The organism is Thermogemmatispora tikiterensis (assembly GCF_003268475.1).
In the GTDB taxonomy this organism is placed as follows: domain Bacteria; phylum Chloroflexota; class Ktedonobacteria; order Ktedonobacterales; family Ktedonobacteraceae; genus Thermogemmatispora; species Thermogemmatispora tikiterensis.
This window is the reverse complement of record NZ_MCIF01000002.1, coordinates 5,326,956-5,345,883: the sequence shown is the minus strand read 5'-3', so window position 1 is coordinate 5,345,883 and position 18,928 is coordinate 5,326,956. Positions and strand designations below refer to the sequence as shown.

The window sequence follows — 18,928 nt, the reverse complement described above, 5'->3', positions numbered from 1 at the left end:
CCCCCGGTGGGGGTCTAATAGAAAGGATAACGCAAGAAGCAACGCTTGTCAAATGGGCCGTACCCGCCCCCCATCCGCCAGGTCCGCTCAGCCAGCTCTGTGCTATAATGAGAGAGCGATAAGCAAGCCAAGCGTATCCAAGCAAGAGAGAGAGGAGCATGACCGCCCCCTCCCCTACACCCAGCCAGGCCAGGGCAGGGCGTCGGATTCTTCGACGCTTCCGTGGCCTGCAGGCCCATCTACAACCGGACGAAGAGCTACTAGGGAGTCGGCCTGTCATCTGGAGCAGTCAGCAGCATGGCAGGGTCGCCTGTGATGTCATCCTCACCAACAGGCGTCTGCTCGGCTATTATCAGGTCCGGTTCCCACGCCCGCGCCTTTTCCTGGAGGCTATTCCTCTTACGGAGATCACCGCTATCACCCTGCGCACGCCCCAGGGCAGGGCCCTTCTACACGAACTGCTGATCAGCTTTGGGGAAGGAAGTGTCTTGCTGCGTGCTCCGCAGCGCACGATCGATTATCTCTATGAGACCCTGCACCATCTAAGCGAGGGGAGCCGTCAGGAGCCAGGCCCAATGGTGGCAGAGCAGGAGCCGTCGCCAAGTCGTGGCGCCAGCAGCCAGGAAGAGCCTGGCCGTGGACAATCTCCACACTTTGCCCGGCGGCAGCTTGCCGGCACCGCCGAGCGTTCGCCCACGGCCATTGCGGCGATCTTCGCCTGCGGCCTCATCCTTGAAATCTTCGCTGTCTACCTCTGGCTCACCACCGGTAGTCTGGCCACCAGCCTGCCGCCCTTTGGTGCTGGCCTGCTGGCGGTGCTTACGGCCATCCTCGTCTATCGTCAGCGTTAAGGCAGGTCAGCGCGGGAGCACTTCCTGCCTTTGCTCCCTTTGTTAGCTGGGAGAGCTTTGGCCGTTAGCTAGCAACGTTGACACGTTCTTTTTGCGACAGGTACAATACAAAGGGCCTGGTAAATACAGCGATTGGCCTGCTCGTTCTATCCAAAGCGAGAGAATCTGTGCAGACGTAAGGCGCCCGGGGCAGTCCTCTCTTCTGACGAACGCAGACAGCACACGGCCCTTTTCCGACGGAGAATGGCAAAGAAGGCGCTGCCGTTCTTCTTTGCTGAGAAGGAGCCATTTTACGCAGGTGTAGGCTGTCTTGTGTCTTGCGCCTTTGCTCGCACATAGGTAAGATGAGGCAACAACGCAATGAAGATCTTCGTCTGTGTAAAGCAGATTCCAGACCCCAACACCGTCGAAAGCAAGCTTGACCCTGCTACCAAACGACTGGTGCGCACCGGGGTCTCGCTGGTGCTTGACCCGGGAGACGAGACAACGATTGCAGCAGCAATCAAGCTGCGCGATAGTCTCGGCAACAGCGAGCTGACGGCGATCAGCATGGGTCCAGCCAGCGCCCAGGAGGCCCTGCGGCGCGCCCTGGCGATGGGCGTTGATCGCGCGATCCTCATCAGCGATCCGGCCCTGGCTGGCTCGGATGTGCTGGGCACGGCACGGACGCTGGCCGCCGCTCTTAAGCGCGAGAATCCCGATCTCATCTTCTGTTCGACCGAGAGCACCGATGGCTACACCGGCATGGTACCCGGGGCGATTGCCGAGTTTCTGGGCCTGCCCCAGCTCACCTTCGCACGCGAGATCAACGTCGAGGGGACCAAGGCCGTCATCAAGCGCGTCACGCAGACCGGCTACGAGGTGGTGGAGAGTCCCTTGCCGGCAGTGGTGACCATCGCCAGCGGCTCTTTCGAGGCGATCTATCCGACGATGAAGGGCATCATGAGCGCACGTAAGAAGCCCTTCAGCCAGCTGAGCCTGAGCGACCTCGGGCTGGACCCATCGCAGGTCGGAGAGGCCGGCGCACGCGAGCAGGTCCTCTCGATTGGCAAGGCAGAGGCCCGCGCCGCCGGGCAGATCATTAAGGACGAGGGCAACGCTGCCGAGATCATTGCCGACTTCTTGCAGCGTCACCAGTTGCTCTAGGAGGAGTGCAGGTTATGGCAAAAACGATCTGGGTCCTGGTCGAAATTGAGGATGGCCGGCCAGCTCGCTCGTCTCTAGAGGTGCTGAGTAAGGCCGCCCATCTGGGTCGCGCCGAGGCCATTGTGCTCGGCTCCGCCGCCGCAACGGTGGCCCCCTCTCTGGGTGAGTTCGGCGCCGAAAAGGTCTATGTCCACGCCGATCCCACCTACGATACCTACCTGACGCTCCCCGCCGTCGATACCCTAAGTGACCTGCTGCAGCGGCAGCAGCCCGACCTTCTACTCTTCCCCACCACCTACGATGTCCGCGATATCGCCGCCCGCTTGAGCGCCCGCCATAATCTGGGCCTGATCACCGATGCCACCGACCTCCGTTACGACGAGAGCGAGCGCCTGGAGGTGACGGTTCCTTGGGGCGGTGAGAACGTCGTGGTCGCAACGCATCCTTACCAGGGAACGGGGATCGTGCTGGCCCGACCGAAAGCTTTCTCGGTGGAGCGCTTCGAGGGCCGTCAGGCTGAGATTGAGCAGCTTTCGGTGACACTGCGGCCCGAGTCGCAGCAGATGAAGATTCTTGACCGCGTCGAGGTCCAGAGCGAAGGTCCGGCCCTGGAGGATGCCAGTATCATTGTGAGCGGTGGCCGCGGTCTGGGGAAACCCGAGAATTATCGCCTGGTCGAAGAGCTGGCGACAGTGCTCGGTGGAGCGCCGGGCGCCACACGCGCCATCGTCGATGCTGGCTGGCTCCCCTACAGCTACCAGATCGGCCAGACCGGCAAGACGGTCAAGCCAACCCTCTATATTGCTTGCGGCATCAGCGGCGCAATCCAGCATCTGGCTGGCATGAAAGGCTCGAAATATATCGTCGCCATCAATAAAGATGAGCATGCGCCGATCTTTTCGGTAGCCGATTTGGGCATCGTCGGCGATGTGTTGACGGTCCTGCCCCAGCTGATCGAGGAAGTGAAGCGACGCAAAGCCCAGCTCTAGCTGGCTCACGCTCGCTCGTTCTCGCTGACGCATAAGCAGGCAAGAAGCAGCATACTACTGCGGTGGGGCACGGCTGCCGCTGCGAAGTAGCAAGCAGGCAGATAGGCAGGGCGACGGGGCCCCGCCGCCTTTAAGGGAGGTTGTCATGGCACCCCCTGCCATTTCTCCAACCGGTGGGTGGATCGGGACGACCATCTTCGTGGTCATTTTCCTGGCGGCGCTGACAGTCTTCGGCCTGCGCGTCGGACAGCTGGTGACGCTGCTGGCCAAGGCTCGCCGCGAGGATCGCACCGACCATCTGGAGGAGCGCATCGGCGATTTCCTGCTGGTGGTGCTCGGTCAGAGCGGCGTCCTGCGCGATCCGATCCCCGGCCTGGCACACTTTTTTACGTTCTGGGGCTTCATCATTATTCAGTTCGGGCTGCTGAATCTGATCCTGGGAGCCTTCAACGGCTCGCTTCTGCTGATCGGCCACGATCATACGTTCGCAGCCCTGCTCGACCTCTTTGTCCTTTTCGTGCTGGTCTCGCTGATTGTCTTCGCGGTCCGGCGCGGCATCGTGCGCCCCCGGCAGCTATCGAGCCGCCTGCATGGCCCGTGGGACGGCTTCATTATCTTGGGCCTCATTTTCCTGGTTCTGCTGACTCTGGCCCTGGTTGAGACCTTCGGCTTCGCCGCCAGCCACGGCGAAGAGTGGTCGCTGCTCGGTTCCTGGTTCGGCCCCTCTTTCTACGGTCTGGGCACGGCAACCAATGTGGCCCTCTACCGCGTCTTCTGGTGGGCCCATATTCTGACGGTGCTGAGCTTCCTGGTCTATCTACCAGGCTCGAAGCATCTGCACCTGATGGCTACCCCCTTCAATGTCTTCTTCCGCAACTACGGCCCCCGCGGCGCGCTGCCGCTGCTGGAGAATCTGGAGGAGCGCGAGGACTACGGCGTTTCCAAGGCGGAGCAGTTTACCTGGAAGCAGCTGCTGGACGGCTACGCTTGCACGGAGTGCGGACGCTGCAATACGGTCTGCCCGGCGACAAATACCGGTAAGCCACTGCTGCCCAAGGAGATTATCCTCGGCGTCAAGGAGTCGCTACTGGACCGCCGCCATGAGATTGTGGGCGAACCAAACCTCTTCCAGAAGCTGCCGCTGGCCGATGTGCGCGGCAATGGCCATGAGGAGATTCAGCCGCTCGTGGGCGGGGTGATCAGCAAAGAGGCTCTCTGGGCCTGTACAACCTGCGGCGCCTGCATGGAAATCTGCCCGGTCTCCATTGAACATGTGCCCAAGATTGTGGATATGCGACGCTCCCTGGTCATGGAGGAGAGCGATTTTCCACCCGAGGTAACGTCGCTGTTCAACAATATTGAGCGCAATGGGAATCCGTGGGAGATCAGTAACGATCGCCGCGCGGAGTGGGCCGCCGGCCTGGGTGTGCCGCTGATGGCGGAGAACCCCGAGGCCGAGGTGCTCTATTGGGTCGGCTGCATGGGTTCTTTCGATCAGCGTAACCGCAAGGTGGCCACAGCGCTGGTGAAGATCTTGAAGGCCGCCGGGGTCAATTTCGCCATCCTCGGCCCCGAGGAGTCCTGTACGGGCGACCCGGCTCGCCGCATCGGCAATGAGTACCTCTGGCAGATGATGGCTCAGCAGAATATCGAGGTGCTCAATAGCTACGGCTTTAATACGGCCCAGGCAGAGACGGCAACTGCCCAGCATGGCCACGGTCACAACGGCCAGACCAGCCGCGCGCGTACGATCATTACGGCCTGCCCACACTGCTTCAATACGATTAAAAATGAGTATCCGCAGCTCGGCGGCCACTATGAGGTGATCCACCATAGCGTTTTCATCGACCGCTTGATCAGCGAGGGCCGCCTGCAGCTCCCCTCCGGCTTCGACCACCGCAAGCTGACTTACCACGACCCTTGCTACGTTGGCCGCTATAATGGGGTCTACGACGAGCCACGTCGAGTGTTGGCGGTGCTCAATAGCAATGGGGTGACGGAGATGCGTCGCAACCGTAACAGGAGTTTCTGTTGCGGCGGCGGCGGCGGTCGCGCCTGGATGGAGGAGCGCATCGGCAAGCGGGTCAATCAGACACGCGTGAATGAGGCCCTGGAGACCGAGGCCGAGGTGCTGGCCGCCGCCTGCCCGTTCTGCATCATGATGTTTGAGGACGGCGTGAAGGGCGTGGAGGCAGAGGAACGCCTCCAGGTCGAGGATATCGCCGAGATCGTGGCCCGCGCCCTGGAGGAGGCCGCTACCCCGAGCGCCACCCGCGCCGGTCAGTAGTTCTCGTCTCGACCCTGTTCGATCTCTCTCCTCCATTTGGATGTGCCGCCTTCCTCCGCTGGCTTTATCCAGGAGAGGAAGGCGGCACCCTCTTGCTCTCTCCTGGCATCCTTTGCCTGTAGTGTAGAGCTAAAGGCACTGACCTGTTGCTCAGCGACGGCTTCGCCCTATCTCATGCAGGGGAGGGAGAACGAACGGGTCAATCCCACTGTGCTGTCCTGCGGGACAACGGGCAGCCGTCAACCAGGCCCAAAGCCCGGCTCGATGAGGCTGCAGGCAAGCCCCTGGCCCAAGCCACAAGCCAGGGGTCGTTGACTGTCTCTCTCCCAAAGCGCCCCGGTTGATTGGACCGGGGCGCTGCCTTTTCTCTTCCTAGATGGAGACGACTGTTAGAGTTGTGTTAGAAGATTGTCAGAAAACCGTTATATGACTTGACATTTTTTGTGAGATGAGCTATACTATGGCTGGACGAACGAAAGAGCGGGTGCCGGCGGACGCTGGAGGTGGTTGCCGGGCGGTGAACGGGCTGAGCTGGCGCGCCGGCGCCGTCTGGCAGGTGACGGTCGGTGGGATGGTCGCGGTCTGGGAAGTTGCAGGTCTCTTTTTCAGCATGAGGAAGCGGACGCGGATCAGTACGGAGGTGTAAGCGATGGCAACGCTGCTGCCGTTTGATCCTTTCCGGGAGGCACTGAGCCTGCGGAAGGCAATTGACCAGCTCTTTGAGCAGAGTTTTGTCCGTACGGGTTGGTCACTGGCTGGTCGCCAGAGTCCAAGCGCACTGTTGGATGCTTACGAGACGGAGCAGGGTTATCGGGTACGCTTTCTGGTGCCTGGTGTGAAGCCAGAGGATCTGGATGTGAGCATTCAGCAGAATACGCTGACAGTCAAAGGCCAGCTGCCGGCCTTCGTTGGTTCCGATGAGCAGGTGCGCTGGCTGGCTCAGGAGATTACTCCTGGCCACTTTGAGCGCAGCATCATCTTCCCCAAGCCCATCGATGCCGATCAGGTGGAATGCACCTATGAGCACGGTGTGCTGACGCTCTGGTTGCCAATTAGAGAGGAGAGTCGTCCGAAGCACATCAGTGTACGCAGCGGCTCCGGTCAGCCGCTGACGGTCGAGTCAAGCCTCGCCCGCTGATCGCTCGTTCACTCACTGGCAGTGCTGAGTGCAGGGGCTACCTCCGAACGTTGAGCACCGCCCCTGCACCCCGCTGCCCGGCTTCAGATGCTACGGTTTCAATAGGGACAGCCCTTGCCCAACGTGACGGCTTTGGTCAGGCTGCTTGCCTGTCCATCGTCTCTCATTGGCCTTTGCTCTCCAGCAGACTGGCCAGCTGGCGGAGTGCGGTCACTCCTTGCGCTCCGGCCTGCAGGCGGTACCGCTCCGGGTCGGCTAAGCGGGAAGCAAACTGGCCAAACTGGCTTTCGCCAGACAGTCTGCCTGGTCTGATTTGACGTAAACTGGACGTCTAAGGAAAGGAGGAGAGGACCATGAACGCACTTCTTGCCACCGGTCTCTTGCTGTTGCGTCTGACGCTTGGTCTCATCATTATGGCTCACGGTGCTCAGAAGCTGTTCGGTCTGTTTGGCGGTCATGGGCTGCGTGGCACACAGGAGATGATGAACAGGCTGGGTCTGCAGCCGGCTCCCTTCTGGGCCTGGGTTGTGGCCCTGGGCGAGTTTGGTGGCGGCTTGCTGGTGGCGTTGGGTCTGCTGACGCCTCTGGCGGTCTTGCTCCCGATGGGTTCGATGCTGGTGGCGATCGCCAGGGTGCACTGGGCTAAGGGCTTCTGGAATAGCCAGGGCGGCTTTGAGTTCAATCTGGCCCTGCTGATGATGGGCGTGGTGCTCGGACTGACGGGCGCTGGTAGCTTCTCGCTCGACCAGGTGCTCAACTTCGCTCCGCCTCAGCCGCTGACCTTCCTGATTGGACTGGTTGTTCTGATCGTGCTGCTGCTGATCCTGATCCCACTGGGCAATATGCTGGCCCGACGTTCGCAGGAGCCGGCACAGGGCACAGCCCACTCCTGATCAGGACGGATCGGCAAGCCGCGAGCCTCTGAGAGTCTGCCGGGCAGACGATGATAGCCAGCTGTCCTGTCTGCCCGGCATCTTCTTCTTTGTGCCGAGAAACAGGAGGCCTCACCGGGTCAGCTCTAGGGGTCAGCCCTAGCCGGTGAGGCACCTTTTGTTTTTGATCGACAGCCCGAATCGCAGCAGCGATGCTGCTCGCCCCCGCCTGTCTATCTGTCTGCCTACTCCTGGCGTTCGGAGGCTGTGGGCTGTAGCGGTGTGCTGGCAAGACCCGTCAGCTGTGGCCCTTTGCCAGCCCGTACCAGTGAGCAGGCCATAGCCAGCAGACAGATCAGGGCTGAGGCGAGGAAGGCGTGATCCATCGCGGCAGTGAAGGCCTGGGCAATGGAGGGCGCCAGATGCCCGACGGTACCCAGAAAGACGCTGGCAACGAGGGCCGGTGGCAGAGAGACCGCGGCCACGTCCAGAGCGACGGCAAAGCTGAAGATCATGCCTACGTTGCGCAAGGTGTTCAGGGTAGCTGAGGCAACGCTCAGGTGGCTGCGCGGGGCGGCGCTCATGGTGGTGCTGGTGTTAGGCGACCAGAAGAAGGAGCCGCCGATGCCCATCAAGGCCAGGATAAGGGCCAGTTGCCAGTAGGGCGTGGTCGGCGTCAGCAGCCCAAGTAGCAGCAGGGCGAGAGCTTGAAGAGCCAGACCGACGGTGGCCGGGATGGTCCCGCCAACGCGATCAGCCCAGCGCCCTCCCAGCGGTCCTACGAGCGAGATAAAGAGAGGTAGCGGGAGAATGAGCAGGGCCGCAACTAGCGGCGAGTAGCCACGCACACCTTGTAAATAGAAGATGACCAGGAAGTTGACGGCGAAGACGGCCAGCGATTGAAGCATGGCCGCCAGAACCGAGAAAGCGTAGACACGGTTGCTGAACAGATGCAGGTTTAGCATGGGATAGGCATAGTGGCGCTCACGCCAGAGGAAGGCCAGCAGGGCGACAAGGCCAATGAGGAGCAGAGCCACAATAAGGGGCGAGCGCCAACCAACGCTGATACCTTCCAGAAGACCAAAGAGGAGACCCACCAGACCGACGCAGAAGAGGAGGGCGCCGAGGATGTCGAAACGCTCCCGCTGCTGACGCGGGGCGATTTCGTGCAGGAGAAAATAGGCGGCAAGCATCCCAACCAGACCGACGGGCAGGTTGACAAGGAAGATCCAGCGCCAGCTGGTCAGCGAGAGAATGAGGCCGCCAAGAACGGGGCCAAGGACGCTACCGGCCCCCCAGGTGATGGAGTTAAAGCCCATCGCCGTGCCGCGCTCGCCCGGGGGAAAGACTTCGGTGATGATAGCCATCGCGTTGGCATTAAGCATGGCTCCTCCAGCCCCCTGCAGGACACGGGCCGCAATCAGAAAGAGATCGTTGGGAGCCAGGCCGCAGAGCACAGAGCCAATGGTGAAGACCAGAAAGCCCAGGTTATAGAGGCGAACGCGGCCAAACATGTCGGCCATTCTGCCAAAGGAGAGCAGCAGAACAGTGCTGATCAGCAAATAGCTGGTGATCACCCAGGTCATACGCACCAGGTCAGAATGGAGGTCCTGCAACATAGCCGGCAGGGCAAGGATGACGATGGTCGAGTCAATGGCGACCATCAATGAGCCGAGGGTGACAACCGACAGCGCGATCCATTTGTATTCCAGCTTCTTCATGATGCGGTGCCCATCTCCAATCAGGTCTGCCAATCAGGCACAGGCGGGCCACTGGGACAATCCCGCCGCAGGCAGCCGTGTCCTTGCTTCTGGCTGCTTGCTTCATGAGCCTAGCTTTCTGGCGATCGGCTACTTTGCTCGCAGGTGATAGCTGCTGGCGGTATGCCCACTTTGCTGCTCGCCCGATGCCAGGTGCGGCGGAGAGCATCAGTTTGGCATCGGTGGCCAGCTCCCCTCGCATCTCCTTTCATGATAGCACAAAGCGATCGAAGATCGCCGATACTTGGGCTCGTGTTGGGGGATTTGCATGAGGTACTGTTTGCCAGAAGATTGGGGGATTTTCTCTAGTTATACAGCTCTGTTATTCCCAAGCCATTACAGAGACGCTGCAGTAAGAGAGTTCTGTCCCTGGCCCCTTCGCCGGGAGAGGCGCAACCCTAGGTTAGGCCAGGCTGCCACAATCCTGTGGCACTGTGGCAGCTGCGCCTCTCGCCAGCCAAAAGCAGGCGGGCGACGATCGCCCGCTTATTCACGGCTCCAGCCTCACGGTCTTACTCAGGCCGAAGCTCGCGCCAGCAACTCGCGCGCAATTACCAGACGCTGAATTTGATTGGTTCCTTCATAGATCTGGGTAATCTTGGCATCGCGGAGCATTCGCTCTGCCGGATACTCCTTCATGTACCCATAGCCGCCCAGGATCTGGATAGCGTCGCTGGTCACCTGCATCGCGATATCCGAGGCGAACATCTTGGCCATCGATGAGTACATTGTAAAGCGCTCCTCGCCACGATCGATCATCTCCGCCACATTATAGACCAGCAGGCGCGCCGCCTCGACCTTGGTGGCCATGTCGGCCAGCATAAACTGAATGCCCTGGTTTTCAGCGATCGGACGCCCGAACTGTACCCGCTGCTTGGAATAGGAGACAGCCAGATCCAGCGCTCCCTGAGCGATGCCCACGGCCTGGGCCCCGATGCCGGGCCGCGTGCGATCCAGGGTGCGCATGGCAATGCGGAAGCCATCGCCCTCGCGCCCGATCAGGTTCTCCACTGGCACCTCACAATCATTAAAGATCAGCTCCGCCGTCTGCGATCCTTTGATCCCCATTTTATCCTCAATACGCCCCACGGCGAAGCCAGGAAAATCTCGCTCCACGATGAAGGCGCTGATACCATGTGTCCCCGCCTGCGGATCGGTCAGAGCAAAGACCGTATTGACCTGAGCCAGACCCCCATTGGTAATGAAGCGCTTCGAGCCGTTGAGAATGTAGCGATCCCCTTTGCGCACCGCCACTGTACGCATGGCCGCCGCATCCGAACCAGAACCGGCCTCGGTCAGGCCGAAGGCTGCCAGCCACTCGCCACGCGCCAGCGGTGGTAAATACTTGCGCTTCTGCTCTTCGCTGCCAGCCAGCAAGATCGGCATAGCCCCCAGCTGCTGCACTGCCAGCAGCAGGCCCGTCGTCGCACAGCAGCGCGACAACTCCTCAATAGCACGGACCACCGCCAGCTTCGTTGAGCCGAGACCCCCATACTCCACGGGGAAGGGCATGGCATAGATATCCTGCTGCGCCAGCAGCTCTTTCATATCCCAGGGGAATTCCCTGTGCGATCTATCTCCGCCGCGCGCGGCGCCACACGCCCGGTTGCAATTTCGCGAATAGCCGCAATCAGCTCCTCTTCTTCGGGAGAGAGATGAGAAACCGCCATAGACGACGCTCCTTTGCTGGATATCGATCAGAAACAAAGCACAGGACACAACCATTGTGTTTTGGAATATACCACAGAGAGGCCGCCCTCGTGCCAGGTAGACAAACTCCCTCTCCCGCCGAAGGAAGAGGAGGGCCGCAGCGGGAGATCCGGCGCAGCGCGCGGCTCAGCTCTCACGGCGCGCCCGCTGCTGTAGCTCGTAGAGCTTGCTGATGGCCTCGATCGGGGTCAGACTCTCGATATCCAGGGTCTTCAGCTCCTCAAGGATTGGATGCGGCTCCGCGGCGAAGAGCGTCATCTGCCAGCCCAAGGGCATAGTCATATCTTTCATAGCCTTACGTCGTGCCTGAGCCTCGCCCTTGCGCTCCAATTCCGCCAGAATCTCCTGTGCCCGATGGATGACCGGGCGTGGAATGCCGGCCAGCTCGGCCACGTGCACCCCATAGCTGCGATCGGCCCCGCCCGGGACGATCTTGCGTAGAAAGAGGATACGGCCCTCCTCCTCACTGACCGCTACATTAAAGCAGCGGATGCGCGGCAGGACGCGCGCTACCTCTACCAATTCGTGATAATGGGTAGCGAAGAGCGTCCGTGCTCCACAGCGCTTATTGTTATGCAGATACTCGACCACCGCCCGGGCGATCGCCAGGCCATCGTAGGTGCTGGTGCCGCGTCCAATCTCATCGAGGATGACCAGACTGCGCGGGGTAGCATGGTGCAGAATATTGGCCGTCTCTACCATTTCGACCATAAAGGTGCTCTGGCCCGTCGCCAGGTCGTCCTGGGCTCCAATGCGTGTAAAGATGCGGTCCACAATGCCAATGGTGGCCGCCTGGGCCGGCACATAGCTGCCGATCTGGGCCATCAGGGTGATCAGCGCCACCTGGCGCAGATAGGTCGACTTCCCCGCCATATTCGGCCCGGTAATAATGAGAATCTGCGCCTCGTGATTCGACAGCTCTGTATCGTTAGGAACGAAAGGCACCTCGGGCTGAGCCTGCTCCACAACCGGATGGCGCCCGGCAATGATGCGAATGGTATCCCCGTCGTTCAGCTCAGGGCGACAATAGTTATTGCGCGCCGCTACCTCGGCCAGGCTCAGATAGACGTCGATCTCGGCCAGAGCGTGGGCTGTAGCTAGCACTCGCTCAGCGCCTTGCGCGGCGATCTCCGTCCGAATCTGGGCAAACAGCTCGCTCTCCAGCTTGTTGATGCGCTCGCGCGCATTGAGAATGGTCGCCTCGTACTCCTTCAACTCTGGCGTCACAAAGCGCTCGCTGTTGGTCAGAGTCTGACGCCGCTGATAGTCGGCAGGCACACGCTGCTTGTGAGCATTGGAGACCTCAATGAAATAGCCGGTGTTTTTGTTGTAGCCTACCTTGAGGGAGCTGATGCCAGTTCGGGCCCGCTCGCGCTGCTCCAGACGCTCTAACCAGCGCTGCCCATCCTGCGAGAGCGCGCGCAACTGATCAAGTTCTTCGTTGAAACCGGGCCGGATGATCCCCCCCTCGGAGGTGCTTGCCGGCGGCTCCGGTACAATGGCGCGCTCAATCAGCGTAACGACGTCTTCGGTATCAGCCAACCGTTGCAGCAAGGTCGCCAGTGAGGGCATCGTGCGCAGCGCTGCCGCCCCTTCCTTATCAGCCGCCAGATCGGCACGGATCTCCGCAGCTCCGCGCAGGCTGCTGGCCAGGGCGATGAGATCGCGCGGACCGGCGATGCGCTGGCGCACGCGATTGATCAGGCGCTCGACATCACCAATTTTTTTGAGGATCTCGCCCAGCCGCGCCCGCACCAGCGGGTCGGCTAACAGTTCGGCAATCACCTCCTGGCGCTGACGCAGGGCCGTAATATCCAGGAGCGGCTGACCAAGCCAGCGGCGCAACAAGCGTCCACCCATTGGAGTGCGCGTACGATCGAGCACCCAAAGCAGCGAACCTTTGAGGGTACCACTGCGTCCACTCTCGAAGAGCTCCAGATTGCGCCGAGTATGGGGGTCAAGGGTCATAAAGCTAGCGGTCGAGTAGGTCTCCAGAGCGGCGAGCTGGGGCACAATCTCCTTCTGCGTCTCTTGCACATAGGCCAGAACAGCTCCGGCGGCGCGGATGGCGAGCGGTAGCTTTTCGCAGCCAAAGCCCTCCAGAGAGACGACGCCAAAGTGAGTCTGCAGGCGATGGCGTGCATCCGCCTCGCTGAAGAAGCGGGCATCGTAGGGGGTCACATGGCCGGCCAGCCCTTTAAAGAGGCGCGCCAGCGGAGCGTAATCCTCATCATCGTCCTCCTCCAGCTCGCTCTCTTCCCCCAAGAAGGCCGCCGCCCCTTCAGGGTCGCCATTGCTTCCGAGGCGGGGAAGCGGCTTCTCGCTCATCAGCGCTGCCAGCCAGCGCCGCTTGCGATTGCTTGACTGCCCATAGTGGGCCTCCACCAGAACCTCCGCTGGGGCAATGCGCGCTATCTCCTGCTGTAAAGTCAGTTCCGGCTCGCCCGTTGTAATCTGCGTCGTGGCAAATTCGCCCGTTGTAATGTCCACATAGGCCACGCCGACGGCGTTGCGTCCCATCACCGCCGCCGCCAGAAAGTTATTGCGCTTGGCAGCCAGCATGGCCGGCTCAACTACCGTTCCCGGCGTCACAATGCGCGTCACCTCGCGCTCTACCAGCCCCCGCGAGAGGGCCGGATCGCTGACCTGCTCGCAGACGGCCACGCGGTAGCCCTTACTTACCAGGCGAGCAATGTAGCTTTCAGCAGCCTGATGCGGCACCCCGGCCATTGGAGCCTTCTCTCCGCGCCCAAAATCGCGCCGCGTCAGGGCGATCTCCAGCTCCCGCGCCACGATCTCGGCGTCTTCGTCAAACATCTCATAGAAGTCGCCCATACGGAAAAAGAGAATGGTGTCGGGATAGCGCTCCTTGATGGCAAGATACTGAGACCGGATCGGACTATGGTTGCTCTGCTGACCTCTCTCGTACTCCTCAAATAGCACGGTTCACCTCTCCCAGAGACTCTTGGCGTGATGCTTAGTTTACCCCGAATCCACCGCTTTGTAAAAGCGTTCTAGCCATCCTGCCGCTCGTCAGCACCGCTAGCTGTTCAGTCCTACTCGGTTGCCAGTACGATTAGCTTTTGCATATACTTTGAACATCCCCGTGTGGGCTGGAGGAACCACGTCGCGAGGCCCGGCTCTTCCTGGCGCGGTCTCTTCCTCCTATCTCGCTCGTAAGGTAAGCTCACGCATGAGCGTCGAGACGCCGGCACTACATGTAGCAATAAGCACGCATCGATAGATCTGCTGTTGAACGGTGCACCATGATGACTGCAAACGGGTCTCCATTGAGCGACGTTGAGCTGTCACTCTTCTCCTGGCACCTCCATATTCCTCTTCCGGTAGGGGTGCTGCTTTTGCTTTCGTTCCTCTTGGGCGCACTGGTTTTCTATGTGATCGCGGTTCTGGCCTCGCTCAGGGACCGGCGAGAGCTGGAACGACTGCGCCAGCGTGTGGAAGAACTTGAGCGGGAGAAGGCGGCAGCCCTGCAGGCTGCGCAGGTGGCACGCATTCCTTCCGGCCCGCTTCCGCAGATGCCGCCGGTTGTCCCCATGCCCGGTATCCCGGGCATGCCCGGTCCCAGCACCCCCCCAGGCCATCATCCCGGCCCTCCCACCGGTTATCCGCCTGGAGGCTATTAAGGCGAGAGCAGTTCCGCCTCGCCTCCTCTCTGCTCCGAGGCAGATCATGCTCTCTCCTCTTCGGTGAAACTGGGCGGGCCGCCGGATGCTTGGTCCGAGTCGATCAGTGAAGTGAGCAGTTACGGCTCAGCCAGCTCCATGAGCGCATGAACAGCTGACATAAGAAAAGGACGGGTTGGCGCTTCCCGTCCCAAGGGTGGCTTTTCCTCACAGCCTCCTTCTTTCCTTTGCTTGTCCGCTTGAGGAGGAAGGGTAGTGGGTCACCCCATACGTCAGCCAGTCAATCGAGTTCGACGCCATGCCGGCCAAAAATGCGCTGCCAGAAACGCAGCTCTGCCGCCGTATCCTCATCATCTTCCCGCACGCGAATCGCCTCGCCAGCGATGGTCGTCGTTTCGCTGGAATCGCTGGTTTCCTCACTCCTGGCTGGCTCTTGCGCAGACTGCTCTTCCTCTTCCTGCGGCTGCTCGGCCAGCTCAGCGAGAGCCGCGGTCTCCGCTTCAGCCGGGGCGTCGCTCTGGACCTGAGCCGCAGCAGCGAGCTGAGAGACATCTGCCGTGTCTCCACCGTTTTCATCACCTTCCAGCTCGGCGCTGGCAGCATCCTCCTCTGCCGAGAAGAGCAGGTTCTCCTCTTCGGGCCAGATCACTTCCGCCGCTGTCGAGACGACTTCGGGGGAGCCAGCAGGGCTAAACTCGTAGAAAGCCCCTCCAGGAGAGGACGCCATCTTCTCCTGCTCTCCCGAGGGAAGGTGTCTCTCGGCCTTATCTGCGCTCTCTAGCCCCTGGTTTGCTTCTGACTCAGGGACCAGCCTTGCCTCAGGCGTGGCGCCGCTGGCATACTCAGGCATGGCCGGCTCTACCAGGGAGGAGAAAGGTTGCTCAAGTCCAGCTTCGGAGGCCAGCGTCTCAGCAGCATCACCGGACTGCGGTCCCTCGCCAGTCCTCTCCAGTGTCTCCGCCTCTGTCGCTCCATCGCTCTGGTCACCGGGCGCCTCTGCTATCGCAGCCTCGCTCGCCAGCTCGGCCTCGGTCGCCCGGAGCACCTCTTCCTCAGACAGCGGAACTACCTCAGCGGGAGCGGCTTGCTCGGGTGTCGCAGGAGACGCCACGCCTACAGGCTCAGAGCCGTCGACCAGTACCACCTCCGCTGGTGCAATGGCGGGCAGGCTGCCAGCAGTGGCCTCTTCACGCAGCAAGCGGCGCAAGAACTCATCTTCTGTTAGCTCGTCTTCAGCCGCATCTTCTTCGCACGCCGCAAGCGCAGCGCTCTCAGCCGGGGCCAGCATCTCAGCAGCCGGGGCTGTGCCCTCCTCGATCGAATCGAGCCAGTCATAGGCTCCCTCCAGAGCGTGCTCACACCAGCGCGTATAATCGCCATCAAAGAGGCCCAGCTGACGACAGGTATCGAGCCGGTGAAACATCGCCTGTAACCATTCTTCACCTCGCTCGCAGAGGCGATCGAGCAAGACGACATCGCTGACACCCCACTCGCGTAGAGCAGCCAGCAGGTTCACCACTCCCTCGGGCGGTTGAAGCTGACGCAGACGCTCCGCGTTCTGCTCAATCTGCTGACGCAGAGCCTGGATCTCCGCCTGCAACACAGCCAGGCGCTGCTCGGCTAACCAGAGCTGATAGCCAGCATAGAACTCCTCTATGTCGCGCCGGCTCAGGCGGCTGTAGAGACGCTGCAACTGCTCGCTGTTGTTCATCTCAGTATCCTCAAGCAGAGCATAGGGCCAGTCAGTCGGCAGGAGCCTTCACTCCTACTCCTGGGTTGGGCCCTCTCCCAAGGCGGGGGATTGGGGCGAAGATGGCGAGGGGGAAATGCGCCCCCAGCGCTCCAACCAGCGCTGTACCAGGCGATTGGTGCGTATCCGCTCTTCATCGATGGGACCGGGGCGCCGATCTTTACCCGAGGAGATGGTCAGACGATGGAGCCACTCAGGTAGCTCAAGCTCCTGCAACTTCACCGGCCATCCCAGCTGAGCCAGGCTCTCCTGGTGAGGAGCAGGAAGACTACTAGCGCGCTGCTCAGCCCCTATGGCGGGCAATGGTGTCCGCGCAGGAGCGGGGCCAAAGCTCCCAGTAGCCTCGCTCGTTTGGCGCCTTGGTAAGGCTCCAGAACCACTGGAGGAGGACGGCGAGAGATTCACACGCGCCTGCTGCTGACCCTGCTGCTGCCCTTCCCCCTCCAATACGCTCAGCAGAAGACGCACCAGCTGATTCTCTGGCCGCGGCTGCGCTCTCTCTAGCTGGCTGAGCTGCTCTAACAAGGAGGCTTGCTCAGCTTCCAGCGCCTCCAGTTTCCGTCTCAGGCTCTGATCAGTCTCCTGACAGAGTAGCCATTGCTGGTACTGGCCCATTGTACTTGCTCTGCCCAAAGCAGTCGCTTGAATGGCACGCGGCTCCCTTCTGCCAAAGTATACCATGCCTGGCCCCCACGAACAAGCGGCACTTTACACGAGACCGTATACTATGTTTAGGTATTTATGCCTATCTCTAGGCATAAATACCGGTGCTGGTCCCATTCCAACAGGACCAGGGCGTGGATAGTACTCAGATCACGGCGGGGGTACCTTTTCAGATGACATACCCAGCAAGTCCTCTAGCTCAAGGCTATACAAAAGAATCGCGGATGACGGAGCCTGCATCAGGATCATTACCCGTCTTCTTCGTGCTGCTGCTAGGGATGGCCCTGATAGTCCTTGGCCTCATCCTTCCCCTGCGCGCACTCTACTTTTACCAGGCATTTCCCGGCTCGTGGGTGGAGCACTGGCTACTCCTGCCAACGCACCTTCTCTTTCCCCACCAGCCACTCGTCTCATCGCGGCATCCCCTTGACAACCAGGCCCTGCACAATGTTCCGCTGAACTGGCACGACCTGCTCCTGCTCGGCGGCGGGCTGGCTCTGGTCTGTCTGCTCTATCTGCTAGCCCTGCGCGCCTTGCCTCCTCTGATCTCCTACCGCTTTATCCTCTTATCAACCGCTTTCCTCGGTTTCATTTTAGTATTATATCCTGCTCTGACTTCACAAGACGTTTTTTCTTACATTACCTACGCTCGCATAGGCGTAATTTACCATCTCAATCCCCTGACCACTCTGCCCATTGCTATCTCTCATGATCCCATCTACCAATACATCTTTTGGACAACTCAGCCCTCGGCCTATGGCCCAACCTGGATTGCCTGCACCAGCCTGCTCCAGTGGCTGGCTCTGCAGCTTCACCACAGCAGTGTCTGGAGCATGGTCCTTCTCCTGCGTCTTTTCGGTCTGACCATGCACCTCGGCGCCACCATCCTTCTCTGGAGCAGCAGCGGCCTGGCCCTTACGCCGCAGGAGGCCCCGTCCCCGCGCCTCCGTCTGGTTCGCCTCACCGCCACCCTGGCTCTGGCCTGGAATCCCTTGCTCCTCCTGGAGGCCTGCGTCAATGCCCACAACGACGCCACTATTCTCTTCCTCATCCTGTTGGCCTGCTGGCTCCTCTTCCACTGGCAGCGTCGTCAGCAGCTGCCCTGGCTGCTGGCTGCCACGCTGGTTCTGGCCCTGGCTGCCTGTCTCAAAATTACCTTTATTGTCATCTTCCCCGGTCTGTTGCTCTTCCTCCTGGCTTGTGAGGAGCGGCGTCCCTTCTGGCAGCGTCTGCGCCTACCAGCTGCCATGCTGCTCGCTTACACTGGCTGTATTGTGCTGCTCTACTGGCCATTCTGGCAGCACGGGGCAGTCCTGCGCCTGTTCCGGGTCAACCCCAGTGCCTCGATGGCTCGCAACACCCCATATGAATTTCTCGTACATCTTTATGCGACGATTGCCCAGATTCGCTTGATTCAGATTGATCCAAATACGGGTTCCTATCCTGAGATTGTCGCCCACGCTATCGCCAGCCTGCTCTTCGTTCTCGCTTACGGTGGCCTCTGCCTCTACACCTGGCGACGGCCTGCCTCTATCCGTTCGCTTCCGGCCCTCTTTGGCTGGATGGCCCTGGCCTGGCTTCTCTTCTGCTTCGTCGGCTCAACCTGGTTCTGGCCGTGGTATCTGGTGAGCTGGGTTGGCTTAAGCCTGCTCATGCTGGCAAGCGACAAGAGCTGGCAGTCCTTGCTCCGCTCGCGAGCCTTTGCCGTTACTACGGCCTTCACCGCCTTCTGTATGCTCTCAATTTACGCCGGCTATGTCTGGGGAATGGAGCGCACAGGGCTTCCCTTCTTCCCAGGCCTGCAGATCAGCTGGTTGCGCGGCCTGTGGGGCTGGTCCTTCCTGCTCCTGCTCATCCCGCTCGTACTGGCCCAGCGCCGGCGTCAGCGAACCTGGTCAACGCTAGCAGCGCAACCGCTGCCGCTGGCGAGCCGCGGACAGGGACGCGACCCACAACGGCAGGGGCGCCTGCCAGTCTCCTGAGCGAGTGTCGTGGCAGAGGCAATCAATGGGCGAGACAGGCAACTTCCTCCACGGAAGCAAGCCAGAGTCCCGGCGCGTCACCTGTGCCCTGATCAGACGGCGCGCCGGCTTTGGCTCAGTTTATGTGCCTGGAGCC

The 18,928-nt window shown here is 60.8% G+C and carries 13 protein-coding genes and 1 pseudogene; 9 read left to right on the top strand and 5 right to left on the bottom strand.

Annotated elements, in window-relative coordinates; all coding sequences use genetic code 11:
- The first annotated feature begins 158 nt into the window (after positions 1–158).
- From A4R35_RS21380 to A4R35_RS21350, 7 genes are all read left to right on the top strand, one after another.
- Positions 159–851: a hypothetical protein gene (locus tag A4R35_RS21380; protein ID WP_112433038.1), complete on the top strand. Its 693-nt coding sequence runs from the start codon at positions 159–161 to the stop codon at positions 849–851.
- Positions 852–1,211: 360 nt separating this feature from the next.
- Positions 1,212–1,997: an electron transfer flavoprotein subunit beta/FixA family protein gene (locus tag A4R35_RS21375; RefSeq protein ID WP_112433036.1), complete on the top strand. Its 786-nt coding sequence runs from the start codon at positions 1,212–1,214 to the stop codon at positions 1,995–1,997.
- 14 nt (positions 1,998–2,011) lie between these two features.
- Entirely contained in the window at positions 2,012–2,986 is a 975-nt protein-coding gene (locus tag A4R35_RS21370) for an electron transfer flavoprotein subunit alpha/FixB family protein (RefSeq protein WP_112433034.1), read from the top strand.
- 145 nt (positions 2,987–3,131) lie between these two features.
- Entirely contained in the window at positions 3,132–5,273 is a 2,142-nt protein-coding gene (locus tag A4R35_RS21365; protein ID WP_112433032.1) for a (Fe-S)-binding protein, read from the top strand.
- A 460-nt stretch (positions 5,274–5,733) separates the two neighbouring features.
- The gene (locus tag A4R35_RS21360; protein ID WP_112433030.1) at positions 5,734–5,919 is read left to right on the top strand and encodes a hypothetical protein; all 186 of its coding nucleotides are present in this window, start codon (positions 5,734–5,736) and stop codon (positions 5,917–5,919) included.
- Between the two features lie 3 nt (positions 5,920–5,922).
- A complete protein-coding gene (locus A4R35_RS21355; protein WP_112433028.1) occupies positions 5,923–6,411 on the top strand; it encodes an Hsp20/alpha crystallin family protein in 489 nt (162 codons plus the stop codon).
- Positions 6,412–6,764: 353 nt separating this feature from the next.
- Positions 6,765–7,304: a DoxX family protein gene (locus A4R35_RS21350; protein ID WP_112433026.1), complete on the top strand. Its 540-nt coding sequence runs from the start codon at positions 6,765–6,767 to the stop codon at positions 7,302–7,304.
- A 224-nt stretch (positions 7,305–7,528) separates the two neighbouring features.
- On the opposite strand, the gene A4R35_RS21345 is transcribed toward A4R35_RS21350, so the two are convergent.
- From A4R35_RS21345 to mutS, 3 genes and pseudogenes are all read right to left on the bottom strand, one after another.
- Entirely contained in the window at positions 7,529–9,004 is a 1,476-nt protein-coding gene (locus A4R35_RS21345) for an MFS transporter (RefSeq protein ID WP_112433024.1), read from the bottom strand.
- 555 nt (positions 9,005–9,559) lie between these two features.
- A pseudogene (locus tag A4R35_RS21340) lies at positions 9,560–10,713 on the bottom strand (acyl-CoA dehydrogenase family protein).
- Positions 10,714–10,879: 166 nt separating this feature from the next.
- Positions 10,880–13,696 (bottom strand): DNA mismatch repair protein MutS, encoded by a 2,817-nt coding sequence (gene mutS, locus A4R35_RS21335; RefSeq protein WP_112433022.1) that lies wholly within the window; start codon positions 13,694–13,696, stop codon positions 10,880–10,882.
- 323 nt (positions 13,697–14,019) lie between these two features.
- On the opposite strand from mutS, the gene A4R35_RS21330 reads away from it, so the two are divergent.
- Positions 14,020–14,397 carry a lipopolysaccharide assembly protein LapA domain-containing protein gene (locus A4R35_RS21330; RefSeq protein WP_112433020.1) on the top strand — a complete coding sequence of 126 codons (378 nt, stop codon included), beginning with the start codon at positions 14,020–14,022 and terminating at the stop codon, positions 14,395–14,397.
- A 280-nt stretch (positions 14,398–14,677) separates the two neighbouring features.
- Here A4R35_RS21330 and A4R35_RS21325 read toward each other — a convergent pair whose 3' ends face one another.
- Positions 14,678–16,108 (bottom strand): prolipoprotein diacylglyceryl transferase, encoded by a 1,431-nt coding sequence (locus A4R35_RS21325; protein WP_112433018.1) that lies wholly within the window; start codon positions 16,106–16,108, stop codon positions 14,678–14,680.
- 54 nt (positions 16,109–16,162) lie between these two features.
- Complete coding sequence (locus A4R35_RS21320; protein WP_146747299.1) at positions 16,163–16,828, bottom strand: hypothetical protein; 666 nt, start codon at positions 16,826–16,828, stop codon at positions 16,163–16,165.
- 206 nt (positions 16,829–17,034) lie between these two features.
- On the opposite strand from A4R35_RS21320, the gene A4R35_RS21315 reads away from it, so the two are divergent.
- Positions 17,035–18,792, top strand: a complete 1,758-nt coding sequence (locus tag A4R35_RS21315) for a hypothetical protein (protein ID WP_189362151.1) — start codon at positions 17,035–17,037, stop codon at positions 18,790–18,792.
- Positions 18,793–18,928: the final 136 nt, after the last annotated feature.